This window comes from Microbacterium suwonense (assembly GCF_030296555.1).
Classification (GTDB): domain Bacteria; phylum Actinomycetota; class Actinomycetes; order Actinomycetales; family Microbacteriaceae; genus Microbacterium; species Microbacterium suwonense.
This window is the reverse complement of the sequence record NZ_AP027728.1, coordinates 288,301-310,015: the sequence shown is the minus strand read 5'-3', so window position 1 is coordinate 310,015 and position 21,715 is coordinate 288,301. Positions and strand designations below refer to the sequence as shown.

General features: G+C 69.7%; 19 protein-coding genes, 1 tRNA gene and 3 pseudogenes. 7 read left to right on the top strand and 16 right to left on the bottom strand.

What is annotated here, in order from left to right; genetic code table 11:
* The first annotated feature begins 18 nt into the window (after positions 1–18).
* The 3 genes from QUE33_RS01585 to QUE33_RS01575 are packed head-to-tail and all read left to right on the top strand — an operon-like array spanning position 19 to position 2,319.
* Positions 19–747 (top strand): response regulator transcription factor, encoded by a 729-nt coding sequence (locus QUE33_RS01585; protein ID WP_286301529.1) that lies wholly within the window; start codon positions 19–21, stop codon positions 745–747.
* A gap of 43 nt (positions 748–790) precedes the next feature.
* A complete protein-coding gene (locus QUE33_RS01580) occupies positions 791–928 on the top strand; it encodes a hypothetical protein (RefSeq protein WP_286301526.1) in 138 nt (45 codons plus the stop codon).
* Positions 925–2,319, top strand: coding sequence for a sensor histidine kinase (locus QUE33_RS01575; protein ID WP_434019607.1), 1,395 nt, complete (start codon positions 925–927; stop codon positions 2,317–2,319). The genes QUE33_RS01580 and QUE33_RS01575 overlap by 4 nt, the downstream gene beginning before the upstream one ends.
* Here the strand turns inward: QUE33_RS01575 and QUE33_RS01570 are convergent.
* From QUE33_RS01570 to QUE33_RS01555, 5 genes are all read right to left on the bottom strand, one after another.
* Positions 2,313–3,584: an FAD-dependent oxidoreductase gene (locus QUE33_RS01570; protein ID WP_350226488.1), complete on the bottom strand. Its 1,272-nt coding sequence runs from the start codon at positions 3,582–3,584 to the stop codon at positions 2,313–2,315. The genes QUE33_RS01575 and QUE33_RS01570 overlap by 7 nt on opposite strands.
* The gene (locus tag QUE33_RS15940; protein ID WP_350226487.1) at positions 3,566–3,859 is read right to left on the bottom strand and encodes a hypothetical protein; all 294 of its coding nucleotides are present in this window, start codon (positions 3,857–3,859) and stop codon (positions 3,566–3,568) included. Before QUE33_RS15940 ends, QUE33_RS01570 begins: the two co-directional genes overlap by 19 nt.
* Before the next feature lie 19 nt (positions 3,860–3,878).
* The gene (locus tag QUE33_RS01565) at positions 3,879–4,892 is read right to left on the bottom strand and encodes a ribose-phosphate diphosphokinase (RefSeq protein WP_378762129.1); all 1,014 of its coding nucleotides are present in this window, start codon (positions 4,890–4,892) and stop codon (positions 3,879–3,881) included.
* A 33-nt stretch (positions 4,893–4,925) separates the two neighbouring features.
* Positions 4,926–6,356 (bottom strand): bifunctional UDP-N-acetylglucosamine diphosphorylase/glucosamine-1-phosphate N-acetyltransferase GlmU, encoded by a 1,431-nt coding sequence (gene glmU, locus QUE33_RS01560; RefSeq protein ID WP_286301521.1) that lies wholly within the window; start codon positions 6,354–6,356, stop codon positions 4,926–4,928.
* A 1-nt stretch (position 6,357) separates the two neighbouring features.
* Positions 6,358–6,429, bottom strand: a tRNA-Gln gene (locus tag QUE33_RS01555).
* A gap of 104 nt (positions 6,430–6,533) precedes the next feature.
* Here QUE33_RS01555 and QUE33_RS01550 point away from each other — a divergent pair.
* Together QUE33_RS01550 and QUE33_RS01545 are read left to right on the top strand one after the other, a co-directional pair.
* Complete coding sequence (locus tag QUE33_RS01550) at positions 6,534–7,028, top strand: MarR family winged helix-turn-helix transcriptional regulator (protein ID WP_286301519.1); 495 nt, start codon at positions 6,534–6,536, stop codon at positions 7,026–7,028.
* Between the two features lie 40 nt (positions 7,029–7,068).
* The gene (locus tag QUE33_RS01545; RefSeq protein ID WP_286301517.1) at positions 7,069–8,007 is read left to right on the top strand and encodes a pseudouridine synthase; all 939 of its coding nucleotides are present in this window, start codon (positions 7,069–7,071) and stop codon (positions 8,005–8,007) included.
* Positions 8,008–8,114: 107 nt separating this feature from the next.
* On the opposite strand, the gene QUE33_RS01540 is transcribed toward QUE33_RS01545, so the two are convergent.
* From QUE33_RS01540 to QUE33_RS01510, 6 genes and pseudogenes are all read right to left on the bottom strand, one after another.
* Positions 8,115–8,603 carry a methionine ABC transporter permease gene (locus QUE33_RS01540; RefSeq protein ID WP_350226544.1) on the bottom strand — a complete coding sequence of 163 codons (489 nt, stop codon included), beginning with the start codon at positions 8,601–8,603 and terminating at the stop codon, positions 8,115–8,117.
* An 80-nt stretch (positions 8,604–8,683) separates the two neighbouring features.
* Positions 8,684–9,726 (bottom strand): annotated as a pseudogene (locus QUE33_RS01535) (methionine ABC transporter ATP-binding protein).
* A gap of 95 nt (positions 9,727–9,821) precedes the next feature.
* A complete protein-coding gene (locus tag QUE33_RS01530) occupies positions 9,822–10,733 on the bottom strand; it encodes a MetQ/NlpA family ABC transporter substrate-binding protein (RefSeq protein ID WP_286301516.1) in 912 nt (303 codons plus the stop codon).
* Between the two features lie 114 nt (positions 10,734–10,847).
* A complete protein-coding gene (locus QUE33_RS01525; RefSeq protein ID WP_286301513.1) occupies positions 10,848–11,765 on the bottom strand; it encodes an alpha/beta fold hydrolase in 918 nt (305 codons plus the stop codon).
* A 10-nt stretch (positions 11,766–11,775) separates the two neighbouring features.
* Positions 11,776–13,141: pseudogene (locus QUE33_RS15935) on the bottom strand (amidase).
* Positions 13,142–13,197: 56 nt separating this feature from the next.
* Positions 13,198–13,764, bottom strand: a complete 567-nt coding sequence (locus QUE33_RS01510) for a TetR/AcrR family transcriptional regulator (RefSeq protein ID WP_286301510.1) — start codon at positions 13,762–13,764, stop codon at positions 13,198–13,200.
* A 175-nt stretch (positions 13,765–13,939) separates the two neighbouring features.
* On the opposite strand from QUE33_RS01510, the gene QUE33_RS01505 reads away from it, so the two are divergent.
* Positions 13,940–15,256: an MFS transporter gene (locus QUE33_RS01505; RefSeq protein WP_286301509.1), complete on the top strand. Its 1,317-nt coding sequence runs from the start codon at positions 13,940–13,942 to the stop codon at positions 15,254–15,256.
* A gap of 56 nt (positions 15,257–15,312) precedes the next feature.
* Here QUE33_RS01505 and QUE33_RS01500 read toward each other — a convergent pair whose 3' ends face one another.
* On the bottom strand, positions 15,313–17,106 hold the full coding sequence (locus QUE33_RS01500; RefSeq protein ID WP_286301508.1) for an ABC-F family ATP-binding cassette domain-containing protein: 1,794 nt from the start codon (positions 17,104–17,106) through the stop codon (positions 15,313–15,315).
* A 265-nt stretch (positions 17,107–17,371) separates the two neighbouring features.
* On the opposite strand from QUE33_RS01500, the gene QUE33_RS01495 reads away from it, so the two are divergent.
* Positions 17,372–17,839 (top strand): Lrp/AsnC family transcriptional regulator, encoded by a 468-nt coding sequence (locus tag QUE33_RS01495; protein WP_286302980.1) that lies wholly within the window; start codon positions 17,372–17,374, stop codon positions 17,837–17,839.
* Between the two features lie 29 nt (positions 17,840–17,868).
* Here the strand turns inward: QUE33_RS01495 and QUE33_RS01490 are convergent, their stop codons facing one another.
* The 4 genes and pseudogenes from QUE33_RS01490 to QUE33_RS01475 all read right to left on the bottom strand — a co-directional run bounded on the left by QUE33_RS01490 (position 17,869) and on the right by QUE33_RS01475 (position 21,707).
* Positions 17,869–18,801 carry a 4-(cytidine 5'-diphospho)-2-C-methyl-D-erythritol kinase gene (locus tag QUE33_RS01490; RefSeq protein WP_378762050.1) on the bottom strand — a complete coding sequence of 311 codons (933 nt, stop codon included), beginning with the start codon at positions 18,799–18,801 and terminating at the stop codon, positions 17,869–17,871.
* Between the two features lie 52 nt (positions 18,802–18,853).
* Positions 18,854–19,917 (bottom strand): annotated as a pseudogene (mgrA, locus tag QUE33_RS01485) (L-glyceraldehyde 3-phosphate reductase).
* A 9-nt stretch (positions 19,918–19,926) separates the two neighbouring features.
* A complete protein-coding gene (gene rsmA / locus QUE33_RS01480; RefSeq protein ID WP_286301505.1) occupies positions 19,927–20,772 on the bottom strand; it encodes a 16S rRNA (adenine(1518)-N(6)/adenine(1519)-N(6))-dimethyltransferase RsmA in 846 nt (281 codons plus the stop codon).
* A 41-nt stretch (positions 20,773–20,813) separates the two neighbouring features.
* Positions 20,814–21,707, bottom strand: coding sequence for a TatD family hydrolase (locus tag QUE33_RS01475; protein ID WP_286301504.1), 894 nt, complete (start codon positions 21,705–21,707; stop codon positions 20,814–20,816).
* Positions 21,708–21,715: the final 8 nt, after the last annotated feature.

The following is a 21,715-nucleotide window of genomic DNA, read 5'->3' as shown; positions in this document are numbered from 1 at the left end:
CTGGCGCAGACTGGAGTCATGAGCCACGAGCACCCCGACCTTCGTCGTCCCGACGGAGCCCCGCTGCGCATCCTCGCAGTCGATGACGAGCCGATGCTCACCGACCTTCTCGCCATGGCCCTGCGCATGGAGGGCTGGGAGGTGCGCACCGCCGGCTCCGGGCTGGAAGCGCTGCAGGCGGCACGCGACTTCGAGCCCGACGCTCTCGTGTTGGATGTGATGATGCCAGATCTGGACGGCATGGGCGTGCTGCGCCGACTGCGCGAGGCGGGCAACCTCGTGCCGGTCGTGTTCCTGACCGCCAAGGACTCAGTCGGCGACCGCATCGCAGGCCTCACAGCCGGCGGCGACGACTACGTGACCAAGCCTTTCAGCCTGGAGGAGGTCATCGCCCGCCTGCGCGCGGTGATCCGGCGCTCAGGCCAGGGGCAGGTCGACGACGAGCAGTCCATCCTGCGCGTGGCCGATCTGTCGCTGAACGAGGACAGCCACGAAGTGATGCGCGGCGACGACGAGATCGAGCTGACTGCCACCGAGTTCGAGCTGCTGCGCTTTCTGATGCGCAATGAGCGGCGCGTGCTGTCGAAGGCGCAGATCCTGGATCGGGTGTGGAGCTACGACTTCGGCGGCAAGTCGTCGGTCGTCGAGCTGTACATCTCGTACCTGCGCAAGAAGATCGACGCCGGACGCACTCCCCTGCTGCACACAGTGCGCGGAGTCGGCTACATGATCAAGTCACCGCAGTAGGGCCGTCATGTTCGTTCGACCGGTGAGCCTACAGGCACGACTGATGGCCGCCGTGATCGGGTTCGTCTCCCTCATCCTCGTCGTGGTCGCCGTCATCACCAGCGCCACGCTCGGCAGCGCTCTGGAGCAGCGACTGCAGGAGCAGCTGGACACGACGGCGGCGAAGACGAAATCCTCGTGACCGCGCAGGCCGACCGGATGCTGCCGCTGGGGCGCACGCTCACCGCCGAGGACATCCTGGCCGGCTATCAGGTGCAGGGCATCAACCTGCTGCTGCTGATCGCGCCGCCGGGAATGCCGGCATCCGGCATCGTCGTGACCCCGGGCTCGCGGGAGGTGATCTCCGACTCAGACATCCGCATCGTCACGAACGCGCTGCGCCACACCAACTCGGCCACCGTGACGCTGCCCGAGTTCGGCTCGTACCGGGTCACGGCCACCCAGACCGAGAACGGTGTCGTAGTGGCCACCGGGCTGTCGCGTTCCGAAGTGCAGCACACCATGACGCTGCTGTTCACCGTGATCGCCCTCGCCACCCTCGGCGGCCTGCTGCTGCTGGCGCTGACGACCGCGCTCACGATCAGCATGGGGCTGAGGCCGCTGCGCGCCGTCGCGGCCACAGCCACCCGGGTGGCGGGTCAGCCGCTGGATCGCGGAGAGGTGAGCATCACCGAGCGCGTTCCCGATTACGAGGCCGACCCGCGCACCGAGGTCGGCAGAGTGGGCGTGGCGCTGAACACGCTGCTCGACCATGTGGACTCCTCACTGTCGGCACGGCAGCACAACGAGGAGCGGATGCGCAGGTTCGTCGCCGACGCCAGCCACGAGCTGCGCACACCGCTCGCCTCGATCCGCGGCTACTCCGAACTGTCACTCAAGGCCATCCGGCGGGCGGCCGGCACGGCCGGAGCGGGTGCTGCGGACGGTGCAGAGGCCATGGATGCCGACGACGCGACGCTGCAGGAGACCACGGCCGCGCTGGAGCGCATCCAGGCGCAGTCGCTGCGGATGACACGTCTGGTCGAGGATCTGCTGCTGCTCGCCCGCCTCGACGAGGGTCGGGAGCTCATGCACGACGCGGTCGATCTGACCCAGATCGCCGTGGAGGCATTGACCGACGCGCAGCCAACCGCCCCCGATCACACCTGGCAGCTGGAGGTGCCCGAGCAGGTCATGATGATCACCGGCGACGCCGGACGCCTGCATCAGGTTCTGGCGAACCTGCTCGCCAACGCCCGCACCCATACGCCGGCCGGGACGAACATCACCCTCGCGCTGACGAGACAGGATCGCACCGCCCTGCTGCGCGTGCACGATGACGGCCCCGGCATCGATCCGGAGGTGCGTGAGGAGATGTTCGCCCGCTTCGCGCGCGGCGACGCCTCCCGGGCCCGCCGCACCGGTGGCACCGGGCTGGGGCTGGCCATCGTGAAGGCCATCGTCGAGGGGCACGGCGGCACGATCGAGGTCACCAGCGAACCGGGCGACACGACGTTCACCGTGCGTCTGCCGCTCGCGGACGCCTCCCCGACGGCGCCGTCCGCCCCGCCGACGGCAGCTGCCGCTCAGTAACCTGCGAAGGCGTCGGTGCTCAGACTGCGCGCCTTCTGCAGCGCGGGTGCGAGGTCGGCGATCAGCCGGGGCGGGCCCGAGATGAATGCATGGCGCGCGGCGATGTCCGGTACGACGCGCTCCAGCCCCGCCGCATCCAGTCGCACGCCCTGCGCCCAGGTCCAGTTCGGGGCGAGGCTCTGCGGCTCATCACGGGTGAAGACCACGGCACGCACGCCGGTCGCCTCGAGCTCGTCGCGGTATGCCAGCTCGGCCGCCTCGGACGCCACATAGACCAGCACGACGTCGCGCTCCGCACCCTGCGCGTGCAGCTGACGCAGCTGCGAGACGAACGGGGTGACGCCGATCCCCGCCGCCACCATGAGGATCGCCCCGCCACGCGGCAGCAGGAAATCTCCCCAGGTTCCGGTGACCGCAAGGGTCGTACCGGGTTCGGCTGCGGCCAGTGCGCGCTTGTAGCTGGAGGGATGCCTCTGGTCGCCGTTCTTGTACGCGATGCGCAGCGTGGGAAGGTCGCTCGGCGCGGAGACGATGCTGAACTCACGGCGGGTGCCGCGGGCATCCGGCCGGCGGTGCGGCACGTCCAGCTCGAGGTACTGCCCGGGCAGGAAGCGCAGTCTCCCCTTCGTGCGGAAGGTGATCTCCTGCGCGGTGGGGGTGACCATCCGGCGCTTGTCCAGCACCAGGCGCACCGAACCGCGCAGAGCGAAGGCGAAGGCGAGCAGGTTGCCGATCAGCAGTGCGCGCTCCTGCCCGAGCGTGACCGTGCCGATCACCGGGATCGGCCAGCCTGCCAGCACGCCGACGAGACCCGCGACGCCGAACTGCTGCCAGCGGCGCGGCGGGAGCGTCAGCGGCTCCGACAGCATGAACGCGCCCAGGAAGAGGAACGGAGTCTGCCCGATGGCGAACAGCACGGCATCCGCCGGCATCGCAGCCGCACCGCCCTGCTGCGCCTGCACGGCCTGATGCACCACAGAGACGCAGACCACGACCAGCAGGAACACCAGCACGATGCGCACCTTCTCGGTGCGCCACAGCACGAGAAGACCCAGGACGGCGACTGCCACGGCCAGTACCGGCGTGCCCACCCACCACGACGAGAACGTGCCCAGCCCGAACACGGTCACCACCGTCGCACCGAATGCGGCGGGGTTGAGGATGTGCCGGCCGCGCCAGGCGATCAGATACTTCGACAGACTCGCAACGGCACCCGCGAGCGCTGTTCCCGCCAACCCGGCGACGGTCAGCGAGGGCTGCAGCACGAACAGCAGGATGAGCGCGGTGAGCAGCGACGACTCGACGCGCCACGGCAGGCGCAGGATCCGCTGCGAGATCGCGTCGACCGCAGAGATCGCGGCCGCGAGAACAGCGAAGGATGCCAGGATCTCCCCGCATCGGGCACGACCAGGTCGGTGAAGGAGAACACCAGGGCGACCACCGCGAGCGCCACGAGGGCGAAGAAGACCAGACGGTACATCGAGATGGCGCCGAGCACGCCGAGCACCCGCTGGCGCAGCGCGGTGAGAGAGGTGATCACCGGTATCGCACGGCGACGTTCAGGCGTCGCCGTTGAACATGCTGGTGACCGAGCCGTCCTCGAAGACCTGCTTGATGGCCGCGGCCAGCAGCGGGGCGATGGGCAGGATCGTCAGGCCGTCCCAACGGCGCGACTCGGAGAGCGGGACCGTGTCGGTGATGACCACCTCGTCGATCGCCTCGTCCTGCAGCCGCTGAGAGGCCGGGTCGCTGAAGATCGCGTGCGTGGCGGCCACGATCACGCGGCGGGCGCCGTTGGCCTTCAGCGCCTGCGCCGCCTTGACGATCGTGCCGCCGGTGTCGATCATGTCGTCCACCAGCAGGCAGGTGCGGCCCTCGACCTCGCCGACGATCTCGTGCACCGAGACCTGGTTGGCGACCTTCGGGTCACGGCGCTTGTGGATGATCGCCAGCGGGGCGTTCAGGCTGTCCGACCAGGTGTCGGCGACGCGCACACGCCCCATGTCAGGCGAGACGATGGTGAGCGTCTCGCGATCCTCGGAGGTGAGCGTCTCCTCGAAGTGCTTCAGCAGCACGGGTTTGGCGAAGAGGTGGTCGACGGGACCGTCGAAGAATCCCTGGATCTGCGCGGCGTGCAGATCCACGCTCATGATGCGATCGGCGCCGGCCACCTTGAGCATGTCGGAGATCAGCCGGGCGCTGATCGGCTCGCGCCCGCGGCCCTTCTTATCCTGCCGGGAGTAGGGGTAGTAGGGGGCGACGAGGGTGATGCGCTTGGCGGAGGCGCGCTTGGCGGCATCCAGCATGATCAGCGTCTCCATGAGCCACTCGTTCACGGGCTCGCCGAAGGACTGCACGATGAACAGGTCGCAGCCGCGGATCGACACCTCGAAGCGGGCGTAGATCTCCCCGGAGGCGAAGGTGCGGTGCTCGACGGGCGCCATCTCCTGGCCCAGTGCCGCGGCGACGGCGGCGGTCAGATCGGGGTGCGAGCGCCCGCCGGCGACGACGAGCCGCTTCTTGGTCTTCGCGATCAGACCGGGTGCCACACCGCGTTCGCGGTCCAGCGCCATCGTCTTCTTCTTCTTGTGCCCCATCCGCGCCGCCTATTCCGCCGATCGTTCCCGTGCGGCCGCATCGGCCGCGCCGGTTCCTGCTCTGTTCTTCTGGACCCACCCCTCGATGTTGCGCTGAGGGGCGACGCTCATGGCCAGCGATCCGGCGGGGACGTCCTTGCGGACGACGGCGCCTGCACCGGTCTTCGCACCTGCACCCAGCTTAACGGGGGCGACGAGCACCGTGTGCGAGCCGGTGTGCACCTCGTCGCCGATCTCGGTGCGGTGCTTGTGCACATCGTCGTAGTTCGCGGTGATCGTGCTCGCACCCAGGTTGACGTGGCGGCCGATGGTGGCATCCCCCACGTAGGACAGATGCGGGACCTTGCTGCCCTCACCGATCTGCGCGTTCTTGGTCTCGACGTAGGCGCCGATCTTGCCGTCGGCGCCCAGCACGGTGCCCGGGCGCAGGAAGGAGAACGGGCCGACCGTGGCGCGGGCGCCGATCACGGCCAGGTTCGCATCGGTGCGCTTGACGACGGCGTCCTCGCCGACCTCGCAGTCCACGAGCGTGGTGTCCGGTCCGATGGTGGCGCCGGAGCCGATGACCGTGGCGCGCAGGATCTGCGTGTTCGGCAGGATGGTCACATCGGCGGCGAGCTTGGCGTCGTCGTCGATCCAGGTGGTCGCCGGGTCGATGACGGTCACGCCCTCGCGCTGCCAGCGGCGCACGATCCGCTGGTTGAGCAGGCGGCCGACCTCGGCCAGCTGCGCACGGTCGTTGACCCCGTAGGTGACCGTGACGTCGGAGACGACGGATGCCGCGACCCGGCCGCCGTCGCGACGCAGCAGGGCGGGGACATCGGTGAGGTACATCTCGCCCTGCGCGTTGTCGACGCCGACTGCGGGCAGATACGTGCGCAGCGCCTGCGCACGGAAGACGTACATGCCGGCATTGATCTCGCGCACGGCGACCTCTCCGGCATCGGCATCCTTCTGCTCCACGATGCGCTCCACGCCGCCGTCGGCGTCGCGGATCACCCGGCCATAGCCGGTCGGATCGTCGACGACGGCCGTCATCAGCGTGGCGGCGGCGTCCGCCCTGCGGTGCTCGGCGAGAAAGCCGGTGAGAGTCTCGGCATCCGCCAGCGGGCAGTCCCCGGAGAGCACGAGCACATCGCCGTCGAAGTCGGCCGGCAGCGCATCCAGTGCGACCTGCACGGCGCGGCCGGTGCCCGGCACGTCGTCCTGATCGACGAAAACGGCCTCCGGATACTGCTCGGCCAGTGCGGCGACCACCTGATCGCGCTCGTGCCGCACGACCACCTCGATGTGCTGCGCGCCCAGCGAACGGGCCGTGGACAGCACGTGACCCACCAGCGGTCGCCCGCCGATCTGGTGCAGCACCTTCGGCAGACGTGAGCGCATGCGCGTTCCCTGGCCGGCGGCGAGGACGATGATGGCGAGTGCATTCTGCGACATGCTCCGCCGCCAGGACTCGAACCTGGACTTAACAGCTCCAAAGGCTGTCGTGCTGCCATTACACTACGGCGGACCGCGGCCGGGCAGAGCCTGCAGGCCGCGTGACAAGTCTGCCATGTCGGCGGCCGTGCTTCCGTCGATCGGGTCGCGATCCGGCGCATGCGGGATGATGGAGGGATGAACGAGGCGGATGAGGTCGATCGGATCGTCAGCGCGTGGAACGCGCAGCGACCCGACCTGGATTTCTCACCCCTCGAGGTGCTCTCCCGGATGGATCGGCTCTCCCGTCATCTCGACCGCGCGCGGCGCGAGGTGTTCCACCGCAGCGACATCGAGCCGTGGGAGTGGGACGTGCTCTCGGCACTGCGCCGTGCCGGCGCGCCGTTCCGGCTGTCGCCGAAGCAGCTGCTGCAGCAGACGCTGGTCTCCAGCGGCACCATGACCAACCGCATCGACCGGCTCGTCGGCCGCCGGTTCGTGCGACGCGAGGCCGACCCCGGCGATGGGCGCAGCATCCTCGTCATCCTGACCGACGACGGCAGGGTGCGGGTGGATGCCGCCATCACCCGCCTGGTCGATGCCGAGGCCGAACTGCTGCGTGCCCTGCCGCGCGCGGATCGCGAGCGACTCGCCGGACTGCTGCGCAAGCTCAGCCTGAGCTTCGACGCATGACCCTCCTGCTTCGACGCCAGATCGGCGGTCGCTGATGGCGATGGCATCCCCGCTCCCGGTGCGCGACGGCGTCGGCGCGACGCGCCTGCACCTGCCGCTGACGGGGCCCTGGCCGACGGTCGGCGCGTACATGGCCGAGCGATTCTTCCACCTCGATCCCGAACGGCTGCTGACCCGCTTCGATCGCGGCGAGATCGTGGCGCGCGACGGTTCCGCGCTCGACCGCGAGACGCCGCTGGGGGTGCACGAGTTCGTCTGGTACTACCGGGAGCCGCCGATCGAGCGCGAGATCCCCTTCGAGATCGAGGTGCTGCATCAGGACGCGGATCTGGTGGTGGCCGACAAGCCGCACTTCCTGCCCACCACTCCCGGCGGCAAGTACCTGCAGAACTCGGCTCTGGTGCGGCTGCGCAGACTGCTCGACCTCCCCGACCTCACCCCCATCCATCGTCTGGATCGGGCGACGGCGGGGCTGCTGATGTTCTCGGTGCGGCCGCAGACCCGTGGCGCATATCAGCTGTTGTTCGAGCGGAGGCAGGTCGAGAAGGTGTACGAGGCGGTCTCGGCGCTGCCGGAGGGCTGGGATGCGGCATCCCCCGCCCTGGCAGGACACCCGTTCCCGGTCGTGTTCCGCAATCACATCGAGAAGCTGCGCGCGCACGTCTGCGTGCGAGCGGATGCCGAGCGCGAGCCGAACTCCGAGACGCTCATCGAGCTGATCCACGCGGACGACCGGGTGCTGCACACCCGGCTGCGACCGCACTCGGGCCGGATGCACCAGCTGCGCGTGCATCTGGCGGCGCTGGGCGCCGGCATCCTGAACGACGGCTTCTACCCCGTGCTGCTGCCGGAGGCGCCGGACGACTTCGACCGGCCGCTGCAGCTGCTGGCGCGAGAGCTGCGGTTCGTCGACCCGCTCTCGGGCGCACCGCGCGAGTTCGTCACGCGCAGGACGCTGCAGGAGGCGCCGAGCCGCTGAGGTCAGCGCCTCCCGTCCTCAGCGCCGCATGACCACCCGGGCGAGCCTGGTGCCCAGCAGCTGCACGAGGTGTACGAAGAGCACGATGAGGAAGATCGCCGCCCACATCACCACCGGCTCGAACTGGCGGAAGCCGTAGATCTGCGCGAAGGCGCCGAGCCCTCCCCGCCGATCAGGCCGGCCATCGCAGTCATGTCGATCAGCGCGACGACGATGAAGGTGTAGCCGAGGATCAGCGGGCCCAGCGACTCGGGGATGGCGACCGTGAACAGGATGCGCCAGGGTCCGGCCCCCATCGCCCGCGCCGCCTCGATGACGCCGGGCGGGACCGACACGAGGTGCTGCTCGACGATACGGGCGATCGCGAACGACGCCGCGAGGCCGATCGCGAACGCCCCGGCTGTCGTGCCGATGGCGATGCCGATCACGGCGCGCGTGAGCGGCATGGCCACCGCGATGAAGATCACGAACGGGATCGGCCGGAAGAAGTTCACCAGCAGCTCGAGGATGCCGTTGGCCACCCGGCTCGGCAGCAGCCCGCCGCGGCGCGTCACGTACAGGCCGACGCCGATGAGCGTGCCGAGGATGCCGGCCATCACCAGCGCGAAGGCCGTCATGTACAGCGTCTCGACCGCGGCCTTCCAGAACTCCGGGCCCAGCTCGATCAAGCGCTCCATCAGCGCACCTCCTGCTGGTCGATCTCGGTGACCTCGGCATGCTGCCTGATCGCGGCCAGTGCGCGATCCACCTCGGCATCCGCCCCCGGATCGCCAGCGTGAGGTGCCCGAACGCCCGACCCCGGATGTCGTTGATGCCGCCGTAGACCAGCTCGAACTCCAGCCCGGCCTGTGCGAGATCGAGGAGCACCTGGGACTGCGAGGAGTCGCCGTCGCGGAAGGAGAACGTCGCCAGGCGACCGCTGTGCCGCGCGCGCAGGGCGGCGGCCTCGGCAGGCGACGGGAGGCCTTTGATCACGGTGCCGACGAAACGCTGCGAAGCCGGGTTCTGCGGGCGGGAGAACACGTCGAACACGTCGCCCTGCTCGATCACCCTGCCGTGCTCCATCACGGCCACCTTCGTGGCGATGGTCTGGATCACGTCCATCTCGTGCGTGATGACGACGATCGTGACGCCCTGCTCCCGGTTGACGCGCGCGAGCAGCTCGAGCACCTCATGCGTGGTCTGCGGGTCGAGCGCGCTGGTGGCCTCATCGGCGAGCAGGATGCTCGGCCGGGTGGCCAGCGCCCGGGCGATGCCCACGCGCTGCTTCTGCCCGCCGGAGAGCTGTTCGGGGTACGCCCGCGCCTTGTCGGCCAGCCCGACGAAGCTCAGCAGCTCGCTCACCCGCTCGTCGATCTCGGTCTTCGACCAGCCGGCGAGCTTCAGCGGATAGGCGATGTTGGCCTTGACGGTCTTCGAGGAGAACAGGTTGAACTGCTGGAAGATCATGCCGATGCCGCCGCGGACGCCGCGCAGCTCCCGCTCGCTGAGCGCGGTGATGTCGACGCCGTCCACGTGGATCGAACCGGCGGTGGCCGGCTCGAGGGCGTTGATCAGCCGCACCAGCGTGGACTTCCCCGCCCCGGAGTAGCCGATGATGCCGAACACCTCGCCGGCTTCGATGTCGAGGGTCACGTCGTCGACGGCGGTGACGTCGGCGCTGTCACGCCCACGGGCCGGGTACGTCTTGCTGACGCCGGCGAGGCTCACGATGGCCATAGTGCACTCCGGAGGATGGCGGATCGGACGAGAGAATCGGGCGGCGCTGAGATGCGCCGCCCGATTCTCTCGCATTCAGATGTGAATGCGTCGTCTCACTTGCTGATCGCGGTGTCCTCGAGGACCTTCTTCAGCGAGGCCTGCAGATCGGCAGCCGGGGTCTGCAGCAGCACGGCGGTGTTGCCGGAGGCCTCCTGCAGTCCGTTCTGGACGGCCTCGTCGTTCTGGAAGATCTCGACGAGCTTGTTGTAGGTGGGGTTGTCGACGTCGTCGGCGCGGGCGGCGAAGATGTTCACGTACGGCAGCGCGTTCGGGTCGGAGGGGTCGTCCTGGGCGATCGCGTCCTCGAAGCTCAGCCCGGCATCGGTGACGAAGTCGTTGTTGATGATCGCCGCGGCGACATCCGGGAGCGCGGTCGGGATGACCGCGGCCTCGAGGGCCGTGACCTTCACCTTGGAGGCCGCCTCGTCGATGTCGGCGAGGTCGCTGACGATGGTGCCGCCGCTGCGGAGCTTGACCAGACCGGCCGACTGCAGCACGAGCAGGGCACGGGCCTGGTTGGAGGCGTCATCCGGGACGGCGACGGTCTCGCCCTCGGGGATGTCGTCCACCGAGTCGTACTTCTTGGAGTACAGGCCCAGCGGGTAGATCGCGGTGGCGCCGATCGGCTGCAGGTCCTCGCCGGACGCCTTGTCGTACTGCGCGAGGTAGACGATGTGCTGGAACTGGTTCAGGTCGAGTTCTCCGGCTGCCAGCGCGGGATTCGGCTGCTCGTAGGAGCCGAAGTCGACCAGCTCGACGTCGATGCCCTCCTTCTTGGCGGCGTCGACGAACGCCGGCCACTGCGCGTCGCCCTTGCCGACGACGCCGATCTTGACCGTCTCGTTCTGTGCGGACGGCGCGGTGCTGTCACCGCTGGAGGCGGGGTTCGACGCGCAGCCGGCGAGGGATGCGATCAGGGCGACCGCTGCGGCGGCGGCTGCGAAGGTGGTGGTGCGGCGGGACATGATGCTTTCGGGTTTCCTCTCGTGGGGGACTCGAAAACGGTACGTGGCACGTCGGTGCGTCTCGTAATCCTGCTGTCACAATGCGTCACAGCAGAGGCGGCGCCGGGGGCCTCCTCAGGAACCCGCTGCCTCGGCTGCCACCCGGAGGACGGCATCGATGACGGCACGAGGCTGCTCCTGCGGGATCAGATGCCCCGAGCCCTCCACGATCACGACCTGTGCGCGAGGATGGTCGGCCAGCAGCTCCGCCGCATTCCGGTTGAACTCCTCGCGGAACCGCTGCGCCGCCGCGCTCTTCTCGCGGCGGCCGCCCTGCAGCGCGACGACCGGCACGTCGGGAAACCCCTCGGCCTCCCACTCGCGAAGCGCGGGCCCGACGGCCAGGACCTCGTTCACCTCGCGGACGCCGGTGCGCATCGCTCGCACCGAGGCGTAGTCCCTGGTCACGATCGCCATGTCATCGTCGCTGAACTCGCTCGCGTGGCCGTGCGGCAGCACCATGCGGATCACCCGCGCGCCCGCGCCCAGCCGGACCAGCAGCGAGGTGATCCGGAAGGACGCCCGCCCCAGCACGACCTGCTTGCGGGTCACGGTGGACGAGGCGAGGGAGGCGTCCACGAGCACGATGCCGGCGACGCGATCGGGATGGCTGCGGACGAACGCACGGATGATCGGCCCGCCCCAGCTGTGTGCCACGAGCACGACGGGGCCGTGTTCGCCCGCTGCCGTGAGAACGGCGTGGAGGTCGTCGGCCATCCGGGCGACGGTGCGCGGCTGGGCGTCGTCGTCGCTGCCGCCGTAGCCGGAGCGATCGTACGAGAGCGTACGGGCATGGGCGCTGACGCCGCGCTGCACGGCGAGCCACTCCGCGGCCGGGGCGCTCATCCCCGCTTCGAACACCACCAGCGGGCCCGCCGACTCCCCCGCAACGACGGTGCGGATGCGGCGCCCGTCGGCGAGGTGCACGATGTTCTCGGACAGTCCTGCGCCCGGGTCCAGCGGTCCCGGAGCCGTGCGATCGGATCGGCTCATGTCCTGACTCTCATTCGTCCCACACTGCGGGATGCACCCGGTGCCAGTCCTGCGCGGATTCGAGCTGTCCTGCCAGTGCCAGCAGGAGGGCATCGGCGCGAGGGCGCCCCACCAGCTGCGCCGACAGCGGGAGCCCCTCGGCGGTGAACCCCGCCGGCAGGGCGATCGCGGGCTGGCCGGTGAGGTTCGCCCAGGGTGTCGGGCACGACCAGTCCAGCATCCGGTCCAGCACTGCTTCCAGCCCTTCGGAGAGGAAGTGGCCGCGCAGCACCGGCGGGCGGCTGGTGACCGGGGTCAGTGCGACGTCGACGTGCTCGAAGGCGGCGAGGAACCTGCTCGCGTACCCGGCGAGCCTGGCCTGCGCGAGCATGACGTCCGCAGCCGAGAGCTCCTGCGCCCGCTGCATGAGGAATCGGGTGAGTGCCGTGTAGCTCCCCCAGCGCTCGGCGGGAACCATCATGCTCGCCGACATCGCCACCGCGCTGGTCAGCCAGGTGCGCAGCGGGCCGACGACGTCGGCGTCGAGACGGGCCGGGATGCCGATCTCGCGCACCTCGTGCCCGGCATCCCGCAGCTTGCGCCGTGCGACGGACGGCAGCGGAGATCTCCGGATCCTCATCGACCCCGTCGATTCCGGTCTCGGTCCACATCGCGACCGTGAGCGGGCGATCGATGGCGTGCGTCATCCCGGCGGCCAGGCTCTCCTTCGGCGTCCAGGCGTAGAGGTCGCCCGCCCAGGGCTGTGCCATCGCGTCGAGCAGCAGGGCGGCATCCGCTACCGTCCTGGCCAACGGTCCCTCGGTGCCCATCGCCATGAACGTCGACGCGGGTGCGATGCTGACCAGCCCGCGGCTGGGTTTGACGCCGACGAGGTTGCTGGTGGCGGCGGGGGTGCGGATCGAACCCGCGCTGTCGCTGCCGTGGGCGAAGGGCAGCAGCCCCGCAGCGACCGCCGTGGCCGCGCCGCCGGAGGATCCGCTCGAATAGCGCCGGGTGTCGAACGGCGTGACGGCGGCATGACCGGTGACGTGATCCTCCGTGAAGCAGGTGGAGCCCAGTTCGGCGGTGCTCGTCTTGCCCACGATCACCGCGCCGGCGCGGCGGAGCAGGTCGACGGTCCAGGAGTCCCGCGGCGGGATCACGTCCGCCAGCGCGGGGGATCCCGCCGTCATCCGGATCCCTGCGGCCGCATGCAGGTCCTTGATGCCCAGCGGAAGACCGGTGAGCGCGCCGCCCTCCCCCGCGGCGAGCTGAGCGTCCGCACGATCGGCCTCCGCCAGGGCCTGCTCGGGAACCACGGTGACGAAAGCGCCGAGCGGCTCGGCGAGCCGATCGATGCGGTCGAGGTAGTGCGCGGTCAGCTCCCGCGAGCTCACCTCGCGGGCACGCAGGGCGCTGCGCTGCTCGGATGCGGAGAGATCGTGCAGGGCGCTCACGCTGTCACCTCCTGGACCTTCATCAGACCGCAGGCGAGGTCGGCGAGCGCGTCGAGGTCGTCGAGGGTCATCACCTGCCTGGCGATGAGTCGTCGGTGCATGAGCGGCCCCTCCAGCAGGTCGCCGATCATGGCGAGGTCGGGCATGTCGACGAGCTCACCGCGGCGAACGGCCCGCATGATCCCGTCGCGCAACGGCTTGCCGCGCTCCAGGCTCATGGCGAGGATCGTCCGCTCCGCCTCTTCGTCGAGGTCGGCGAGCACGCCGATCATGGCGTCCACCCAGTCGGACGACCAGGTCTGCCACAGCGCGTGGAGATAGGCGCGGATGTCTCCGCGCAGCGAGCCGGTGTCGAACTGCGCGACGGGCGGCAGATGCGCCGCCAGCGCTGCGGTCACCAGCTGCGCCTTCGAGGCCCATCGACGGTAGATGTCGGTGCGGTGCGCGCCGGCGCGGGCCGCGACCCGCGCGAAGGACAGCGCGTTGTAGCCCGCAGCGAGCAGCTCGTCCCAGGTGGCGGACAGCAGCCGCTGTTCCAGCTCGACATCTCGCGTGCGTCCCACCGCGACCTCCTCACCACACACTACATTGTGTAGCTATTCACTCTACGTCGGCTCACGGAGGATCCGCAACAATCCTTGAGGCTGACTCTTGTTATCCCGAAGGGAACACTCTACTTTTAGGCTACAGCCCGTAGCTTTTTCTGCTTGCGGATCCCGGACAGACGGAGAGACAGAGATGACCGAACCCATGGGGGCGCCCAGCGACGTGCGCCTCACCCCACGCAGGACCCGCACCGGCTCGCTGGTGCTGCTGGTGCTGACATCGGCACTGCTGCTGATGGACACCAGTCTGATCAGCCTGCTGATCGAACCCATGCGCCGCGACCTCGCGTTCTCCGACGCCGAGCTCGGTCTGCTCCAGGGCGCGTTCCCCACCATCGCCTTCGCGGTCTGCGCGCTGCCCATCGGCCTGCTCGTGGATCGCTTCAGCCGGGCACGGATGATCCTCATCGCGCTGATCGTGTGGACCATCGCCCTGGTGCTGATCGTGATCGCGCCGGGATTCGCGCTGCTGGCCGTCGCCAAGGTGCTGATCGGCTGCGTGCAGGCCGTGCTGATCACCGCGCCGTTCAGCCTGGCCGCCGACCTGTCCGAGCGCAGCAGGCGCAGCACAGCCGTGGCCGCCCTGACCATCGGCCAAGCGCTGGGCGGTGGACTCGGCTTCGTTCTCGGCGGGATGATCTTCACCGCGATGTCCACCGTCGTCGCCACCGAGCCGTGGCGCTACACCGTACTGATCTTCGGGGCGATCGGCGTTCTGCTGATCCCGTTCTTCATCCGCTTCCGCGAGCCCGAACGCTCCGAGACCGGCGGAGACGCCCGCAGCACCCGAGTGCTCTTCGGCGAGCTGCGTCGCCACGCGCCCGTGCTGTGGCCGCTGTTCATCGGCTTCGCCTTCGCCCAGGTCGCGGCATCGGTGCTGCAGGTGTGGGCGGCGCCCGCGCTGATGCGGGAGTTCGGGCTGAGCGAACTCGTCGTCGGCAACATGGTGGGCGTGGTCATGCTCGTCGGCGGCATCGTCGGCGCAGCCCTCGCGGGCTGGATCATCGAGCTGCTGCGGCGCCGGAACCGACGCGGTGCGCTGGCGATCGGCCTCGCCGCCGTCGTGCTGGGAGCGGCCGGATCGATGGCGCTGATGCCGACCGGGATCGGCCCCGCCGCCATCTTCGGCGTCGGCGTGGCGGCGAGCGCATTCATCGGGACCGCGGTGCCGGCCTTCCTGATGCTCTATCTGCCCAATGAGCTGCGCGGACTCGCCGGCGGCGCGCTCGTGCTGCTGGGCGTCGGCCCCGGTGCCACGATCGGCCCGAGCGCGGTCGCCTTCGTCTCGGGAGCGCTTCCCGGCGGGCAGGCCCTCGCTCAGGCCATGTCGCTCACCGGCATCGCAGCCGGCATCGTGTCGCTGCTGTTCTTCGGCATCCTCGCCCGCTTCACCCGGGATCGCGGCGCTGCGGCGCCGCTTCCGAGCCTCGCCGAGACCTCGGCGGTCTGACCGAGATCATGAAGGAGACCGTCGGGCGGGACCTCCTCGCCGCGCGCTGAGGACGCTCAGCCGAGCTGCTCGGTGAGCTCGAACCACTGCAGCTCGAGCGCCTCCACCTCATCCTGCTGCGCCTGGATCTCCTTCATCCGCTCGCCGAGCCCGGCGTAGTCGGACTGGTCGTGATCGGCGAGCGCGCGCTTGGCGCGGTCGATCCGCTCGTTCAGCTTCTGCATCTTCCGCTCCAGCGCCGCGAGCTCCTTCTCGGCAGCCCGCCTCGCGGCGCCGTCCAGCGCCGGCTCGGCCCGCCCGCCGGATGCCGGGGCGATCCCGGCATCCGTCTTCTGCTCCACCGCTCGCAGCCGCAGGTACTCGTCCACCCCGCCGGGCAGGTGCCGCAGTCGCCCTCCCATGACGGCGTACTGCTGGTCGGTGACCCGCTCCAGGAAGTACCGGTCGTGCGAGACGACCAGGAGCGTGCCGGGCCAGGAGTCCAGCAGATCCTCGATCGCAGCGAGCATGTCGGTGTCCATGTCGTTGGTGGGCTCGTCGAGGATCAGCACGTTCGGCTGGTCGAGCAGCACCAGCAGCAGCTGCAGCCGGCGCTGCTGGCCGCCGGAGAGCTCCTTGACCCTGGTCGACAGCTGCGCCGAGTTGAATCCGAGTCTCTCCAGCAGCTGTCCGGGCGAGAGCTCCTGCGCCTTGGAACCGGCGCCGAAGGTGTACGAGGTGCGCAGCCCGCTGATGACGGTGCGCACCGGATCGTTCCAGTGCTGCTCCAGTTCGTCGATGCGCTGGGTGAGTGTACGCACCTGCACGGTCTTGCCGCGCTTGACCCGGCCGCTGGTGGGCTGCACGGTGCCGGCGACGAGGCCGAGCAGCGTGGACTTGCCTGCGCCGTTGACGCCGAGAATGCCGGTGCGCTCCCCCGGTGCGATGCGCCACTCGACGTCCTGCAGCACGTCGCGGTCCCCGTAACCGACCCCCGCGTCCAGCAGATCGACGACGTCCTTTCCGAGGCGCGAGACGGCGAGCGACTGCAGCGATACCGTGTCGCGGATCTCGGGAACGTCGGCGATGAGCTCGTTGGCCGCGTCGATGCGGAACTTCGGCTTCGCCGTGCGCGCCGGGGCCCCACGGCGCAGCCAGGCAAGCTCTTTGCGGGCGAGGTTCTGGCGCTTCGCCTCGGTGACCGCCGCCATCCTGTCGCGCTCCACCCGCTGCAGGATGTACGCCGCGTAGCCGCCCTCGAAGGGCTCCACGATCCGGTCGTGCACCTCCCAGGTGGCGGTGCAGATCTCGTCGAGGAACCAGCGGTCGTGCGTGACGACGAGCAGTGCGCCCGAGTTCCGCGCCCAGCGCGTCTTCAGGTGCCCGGCGAGCCAGGTGATGGCCTCGACGTCGAGGTGGTTGGTCGGCTCGTCGAGCGCGATCACGTCCCAGTCGCCGGTCAGCAGCTTCGCCAGCGCCACCCGCCGCCGCTGGCCGCCGCTGAGCGAGGCGACGGGGGCGGTCCAGTCCAGCTCGGCGAGCAGACCGCCGATGACATCGCGGATGCGGGCATCGCCGGCCCATTCGTACTCCGGAGTGTCGCCGACGACGGCGCTCCCCACGGTGAGGGACTCGTCGAGCGTGTCGGCCTGATCGAGCACGCCGATCGTCACGCCGCCTCGCACGGTCACGCGCCCGGCGTCCGGCTGCCTGCGCCCGGCGAGCATCGCCATCAGGCTCGACTTCCCGTCGCCGTTGCGTCCGACGATGCCGATGCGGTCGCCCTCTTCGACGCCGACGGTCACCGAGTCGAAGACGACCTTCGTGGGATATTCGAGGTGGAGGCCTTCAGCCCCGAGCAGATGTGCCATGTCCACTCCAGGCTAGCCGCCGACGACCGAGCGCTGCCGCTGCGATGCGATGCGATGTGCTGTGAGCGGCAGCGCTCCCGGTCCTGGACCCTCCCTCCGCGGCTCGTGACCGCCTCTGCGAGCGTCCGATGATCCTCGCTCGTGACGATGATCGATCATTTGACACACTGATCTCACCATGTCTCGGGCGTGAAGACCATAAGCTTGAGCTGGATTGATCGATTCGATCAATCAGAACCCGATCAGAGAGACGACGGTGGTCGATATGGACAGCCTGGACGAGACAGATCGACGCATCCTCGCGGTGCTCGATTCCGACCCGCGGCGACCGGTCGCCCTGATCGCGCAGGATCTGAGTCTGGCCAGGGGCACAGTGCACGCCCGGCTGGCCAGGCTCGAGTCGGGCCCGTACCTGCGCGCGCACAGCTCCCGCATCCTGCCGGCGGCGCTCGGCCGGGGAGTCTCCGCCTCGATCCAGGTGGAGCTGGATCAGCATAAGATCGGCGCCGCCATCGACGCGCTCAGTCGCGTTCCCGAGGTGCTGGAGTGCTTCGCCCCAGCCGGCGACACGGATCTGCTGCTGCGCGTGGTGGCCACCGACCCCGACGATCTCTACCGCGTGGCCGAGGTCGTGCGGCTGTGCCCCGGCATCCTGCGCACTTCGACGAGTCTGTTCCTGCGGCAGGTGATCCCCTACCGGGTCAGCGAACTGCTGAAGGCCCCGCTGCCCTGAGCGGGACCGGCTGCCCGGCATCCGGGCTGTCAGGAGAGGATCTGCGCGCCGGGCACCGGGCCGTGCACGTGCAGAGCCTCGCGGCCGGTGGCCCGCAGCTCCTCCTGCACGGTGCGTGCGGCTTCGGGACCGGCGCACAGGAACGCGATCGTCGGTCCGGACCCCGAGACGATGCCGGTGAGCGCGCCCCTGCGCACGCCATGGGCGAGAGTCGCCTCCAGGTCGGGGCGATCGAGCACCGCCGCCGCCTCCAGGTCGTTCAGCATGACGGGTGCCAGCTCGGCGGCGTCGCCGGCACGCAGCGCCTGCAGCAGGGCGACCGGCACCTCCAGCAGACTCGTGGCGTCGTCGGCGAGCGCGTCGCCGTGCGTGCGCAGCTCGTCCAGGCGGGCGTAGATCTCGGGAGTGGACAGCCCCTGCTCGCTGAGGACGAGTACCCAGTCGAAGCGCCCTCGGGCCAGCGCCGGGGTCAGTTCATCGCCGCGTCCGGTGCCGACCGCGGTGCCGCCGTGCAGCGCGAAGGGCACATCGGCGCCGAGCCGGGCGGCCAGTTCGTGCAGGCCGCGCGGACCGAGGCCGGTGCCCCAGAGCGCATCGCAGGCGACCAGCGTTGCCGCCGCGTCCGCCGAGCCGCCGCCCATGCCGCCGGCGACCGGCACGCCCTTGCGGATGTCGAGGTGCACGCCCTCGTCGATGCCGGCGGTCCGGGCGAGCAGCTTCGCCGCGCGCAGGGCCAGGTTGCGGTCGTCGAGGGGCACATCCGAGACGTCCACGCTGCCTGCGACCTCCAGGGAGAAGCCATCCGCGGGCGTCGCGTAGACGTCCTCGTACAGCGACACCGCTTGGAAGACCGTCGCGAGCGCGTGATAGCCGTCGTCGTGGCGGGGCCCGACGCCCAGGTAGACGTTGATCTTCCCGGGTGCGCGCACGTGCACGGCATCCGTGTGACGGATCGTGCTCACTTCGGCTCCCTTCGGCCGTTCAGCGCACCGTCTGCGCTGAGCCGTGCCCCGCTCACAGGTCGGAGGAGACCGACCACAGGTTGACGTCGATGCCGTGCGCGAGCGCATCGATCGCCGTGAGCTCCTGGTCGGAGAACTCCGGCCCGTTCACCGCCGCGATGTTCTCGTCCAGCTGCTCGGGGCGCGAGGCGCCGATCAGCGCCGAGACGACCACCGGATCGCGCAGCGTCCACTGCAGCGCCATCTGCGCCAGGCTCTGACCCGCTCCGCGGCGATGTCATTGAGGCCGCGTAGAACCGCGAGTCCCTCGTCGGAGAGCGGCCGGTCGGGCAGCGATCCGCGCTTCTGCGCCCGCTGCGCCGTGCCGTCGGCCAGGTACTTGCCGGTCAGTAGCCCCTGTGCCAGCGGGGTGAAGGCGATGGCGCCGATCCCCTCTGTGCGCAGGGTGTCGGTGAGGCCGTCCTCGACCCAGCGGTTCAGGATCGAGTACGAGGGCTGGTGGATGATCAGCGGGGTGCCGAGATCTCGCGCCACGGCGAGAGCCGCCTGCGTGCGTTCGGCGCTGTATGAGGAGATGCCGACGTAAAGCGCCTTGCCCTGGCGCACCAGGGTGTCCAGCGCGCCGATGGTCTCCTCGAGCGGGGTGTCGGGGTCGACCCGATGCGAGTAGAAGATGTCGACGTAGTCCAGGCCCATGCGCGTCAGCGACGCCTCGGCGCTGGCGAGGACGTACTTGCGGCTGCCCAGGTCGCCATAGGGCCCCGGCCACATGTCCCAGCCGGCCTTCGACGAGATGATCAGCTCATCGCGGTAGGGGGCGAAGTCCTCGGCGAAGATGCGCCCGAAGTTCTTCTCGGCCGAACCGTAGGGAGGGCCGTAGTTGTTGGCCAGGTCGAAGTGGGTGATGCCGCTGTCGAAGGCATGCCTCAGCAGCGCACGCTGGTTGTCCAGCGGGATATTGTCGCCGAAGTTCCACCACAGGCCGAGCGAGATCGGCGGCAGGTACAGCCCCGATGAGCCCACCTGGCGATACTCGAAGCGCTGATAGCGATCGGATGCCGCGACGTACGGGCGGTGAATCTCGGGGACGTCGGGGTTGAAGCGGGAATCAGTCACCCAGTCAGGCTAGCCCAGCGCGACCCGGGCGATGCGATGGTAGTCGTCGACGGTGAGGTCCTCGCCGCGCGCAGTCGGTGCCACTCCGGCGGACTCCAGTGCAGCGGATGCCGCAGCCGAGCCGCCGAACTGGCCGGAGAGCGCCTGCCGCAGCATCTTGCGACGTTGGTTGAAGGCGGCGTCGACGATCTCGAAGGTGCGCCGGCGCTCGGTCTCGTCGCCGCGCGGCTCGGTATCGCGGTGGAAGCCGACCAGCAGGCTGTCGACGTTCGGCACCGGCCAGAACACCCGGCGCGACACGGTGCCGCACAGCCGCCATGGCCCGTACCAGGCAGCCTTCACGCTGGGCGCGCCGTAGATCTTCGACCCGGGGGCGGCGGCAAGACGCTCGGCCACTTCGGCCTGAACCATGACCACGCCGCGCTGAAGGTGCGGAAAGGTCTCCAGGAAGTGCAGCAGCACCGGCACCGACACGTTGTACGGCAGGTTCGCCACCAGCACGGCGGGTTCTCCCGGCAGCTCGGTGATGCGCATGGCGTCGGCATCCACCACGGTCAGCGCCCCCTCGGCGGCCCCGCGCTCTGCGGCGGTCTGCAGTAGCCGCTCGGCGAGCCGGTGATCGATCTCGACGGCGGTGACCGACGCTCCGGCCTCGAGGATCGCGAGGGTCAGCGATCCCAGGCCCGGCCCGATCTCGACCACGTGCTCGCCCGGCCGCACCTCGGCCGCCTGCACGATCTTGCGTACGGTGTTCGCATCGACGACGAAGTTCTGCCCGAGCTTCTTGGTGGGCGTCACGTCGAGCTCGGCGGCAAGACGGCGGATCTCGGTGGCGCCGAGCAGGGTGACGGTCATGAACCCATTCTCCCGCATCGCACGCGCGCGGCCGATGGCTCTCAGTCGAAGGAGCCGTAGACCGCGAGAGTGTTCGCCGCCAGCTGCGCGCACAGCGCGTCCAGATCGATCGCCAGCTCGGCGGCCATGAAGCGCACCGTGATCGGCACCAGGTACGGGGCGTTCGGGCGGCCGCGCAGCGGCACGGGGGTCAGGAACGGGGCATCCGTCTCGACGAGGATACGATCCAGTGGCGTGACGTGCAGCGCATCGCGCAGGTTCTGCGCGTTCTTGAAGGTGACGTTGCCGGCGAAGGAGAGCCAGTATCCGGCATCCGCAGCGATCCGCGCCATCGCCTCGTCGCCCGAGAAGCAGTGGAACACCGTCCGCTCGGGCGCGCCGACGCGGGCGAGGGTCTGCAGCACCTCGTCATGCGCGTCGCGGTCGTGGATCTGCATGGCGATGCCGTGCTTCTTCGCCAGCGCGATATGCGCCTCGAAGGACTCGTGCTGGGCGGGTCGGCCGGGTTCGTCGGTGCGGAAGTAGTCCAGGCCGGTCTCGCCGATCGCCCGGGTGCGCGGGTGCGCGGCCAGCTCGTCGATCACCGCGATCGCCTCATCCAGCCGCCCTTCGGCCGCGTACGTGGGCGCGTCGTTGGGATGGATCGCGACCGCCGCGAGCACGCGGGGATCGGATGCCGCAGCCTCCACCGCCCAGCGCGAGGACTCGATGTCGCCCGAGGCCTGCACCACACCGGCGATGCCGACGGCCTGAGCCCGGTCGAGCTGCTCGGTCAGGCTGAGCGATTCGGTTCCCGAGTCCGTTCCGGGGCCGTCGGTGATCTCCAGGTGCGCATGGTTGTCGTACACCGGCACGGCGAGCGGTTCCGGGGCCGCCGGGTAGCTCAGGTCCTTGCGTCCCTTGGTGGAGCGCGCGCGCACGTAGGTCTCGGTCATGACGATCG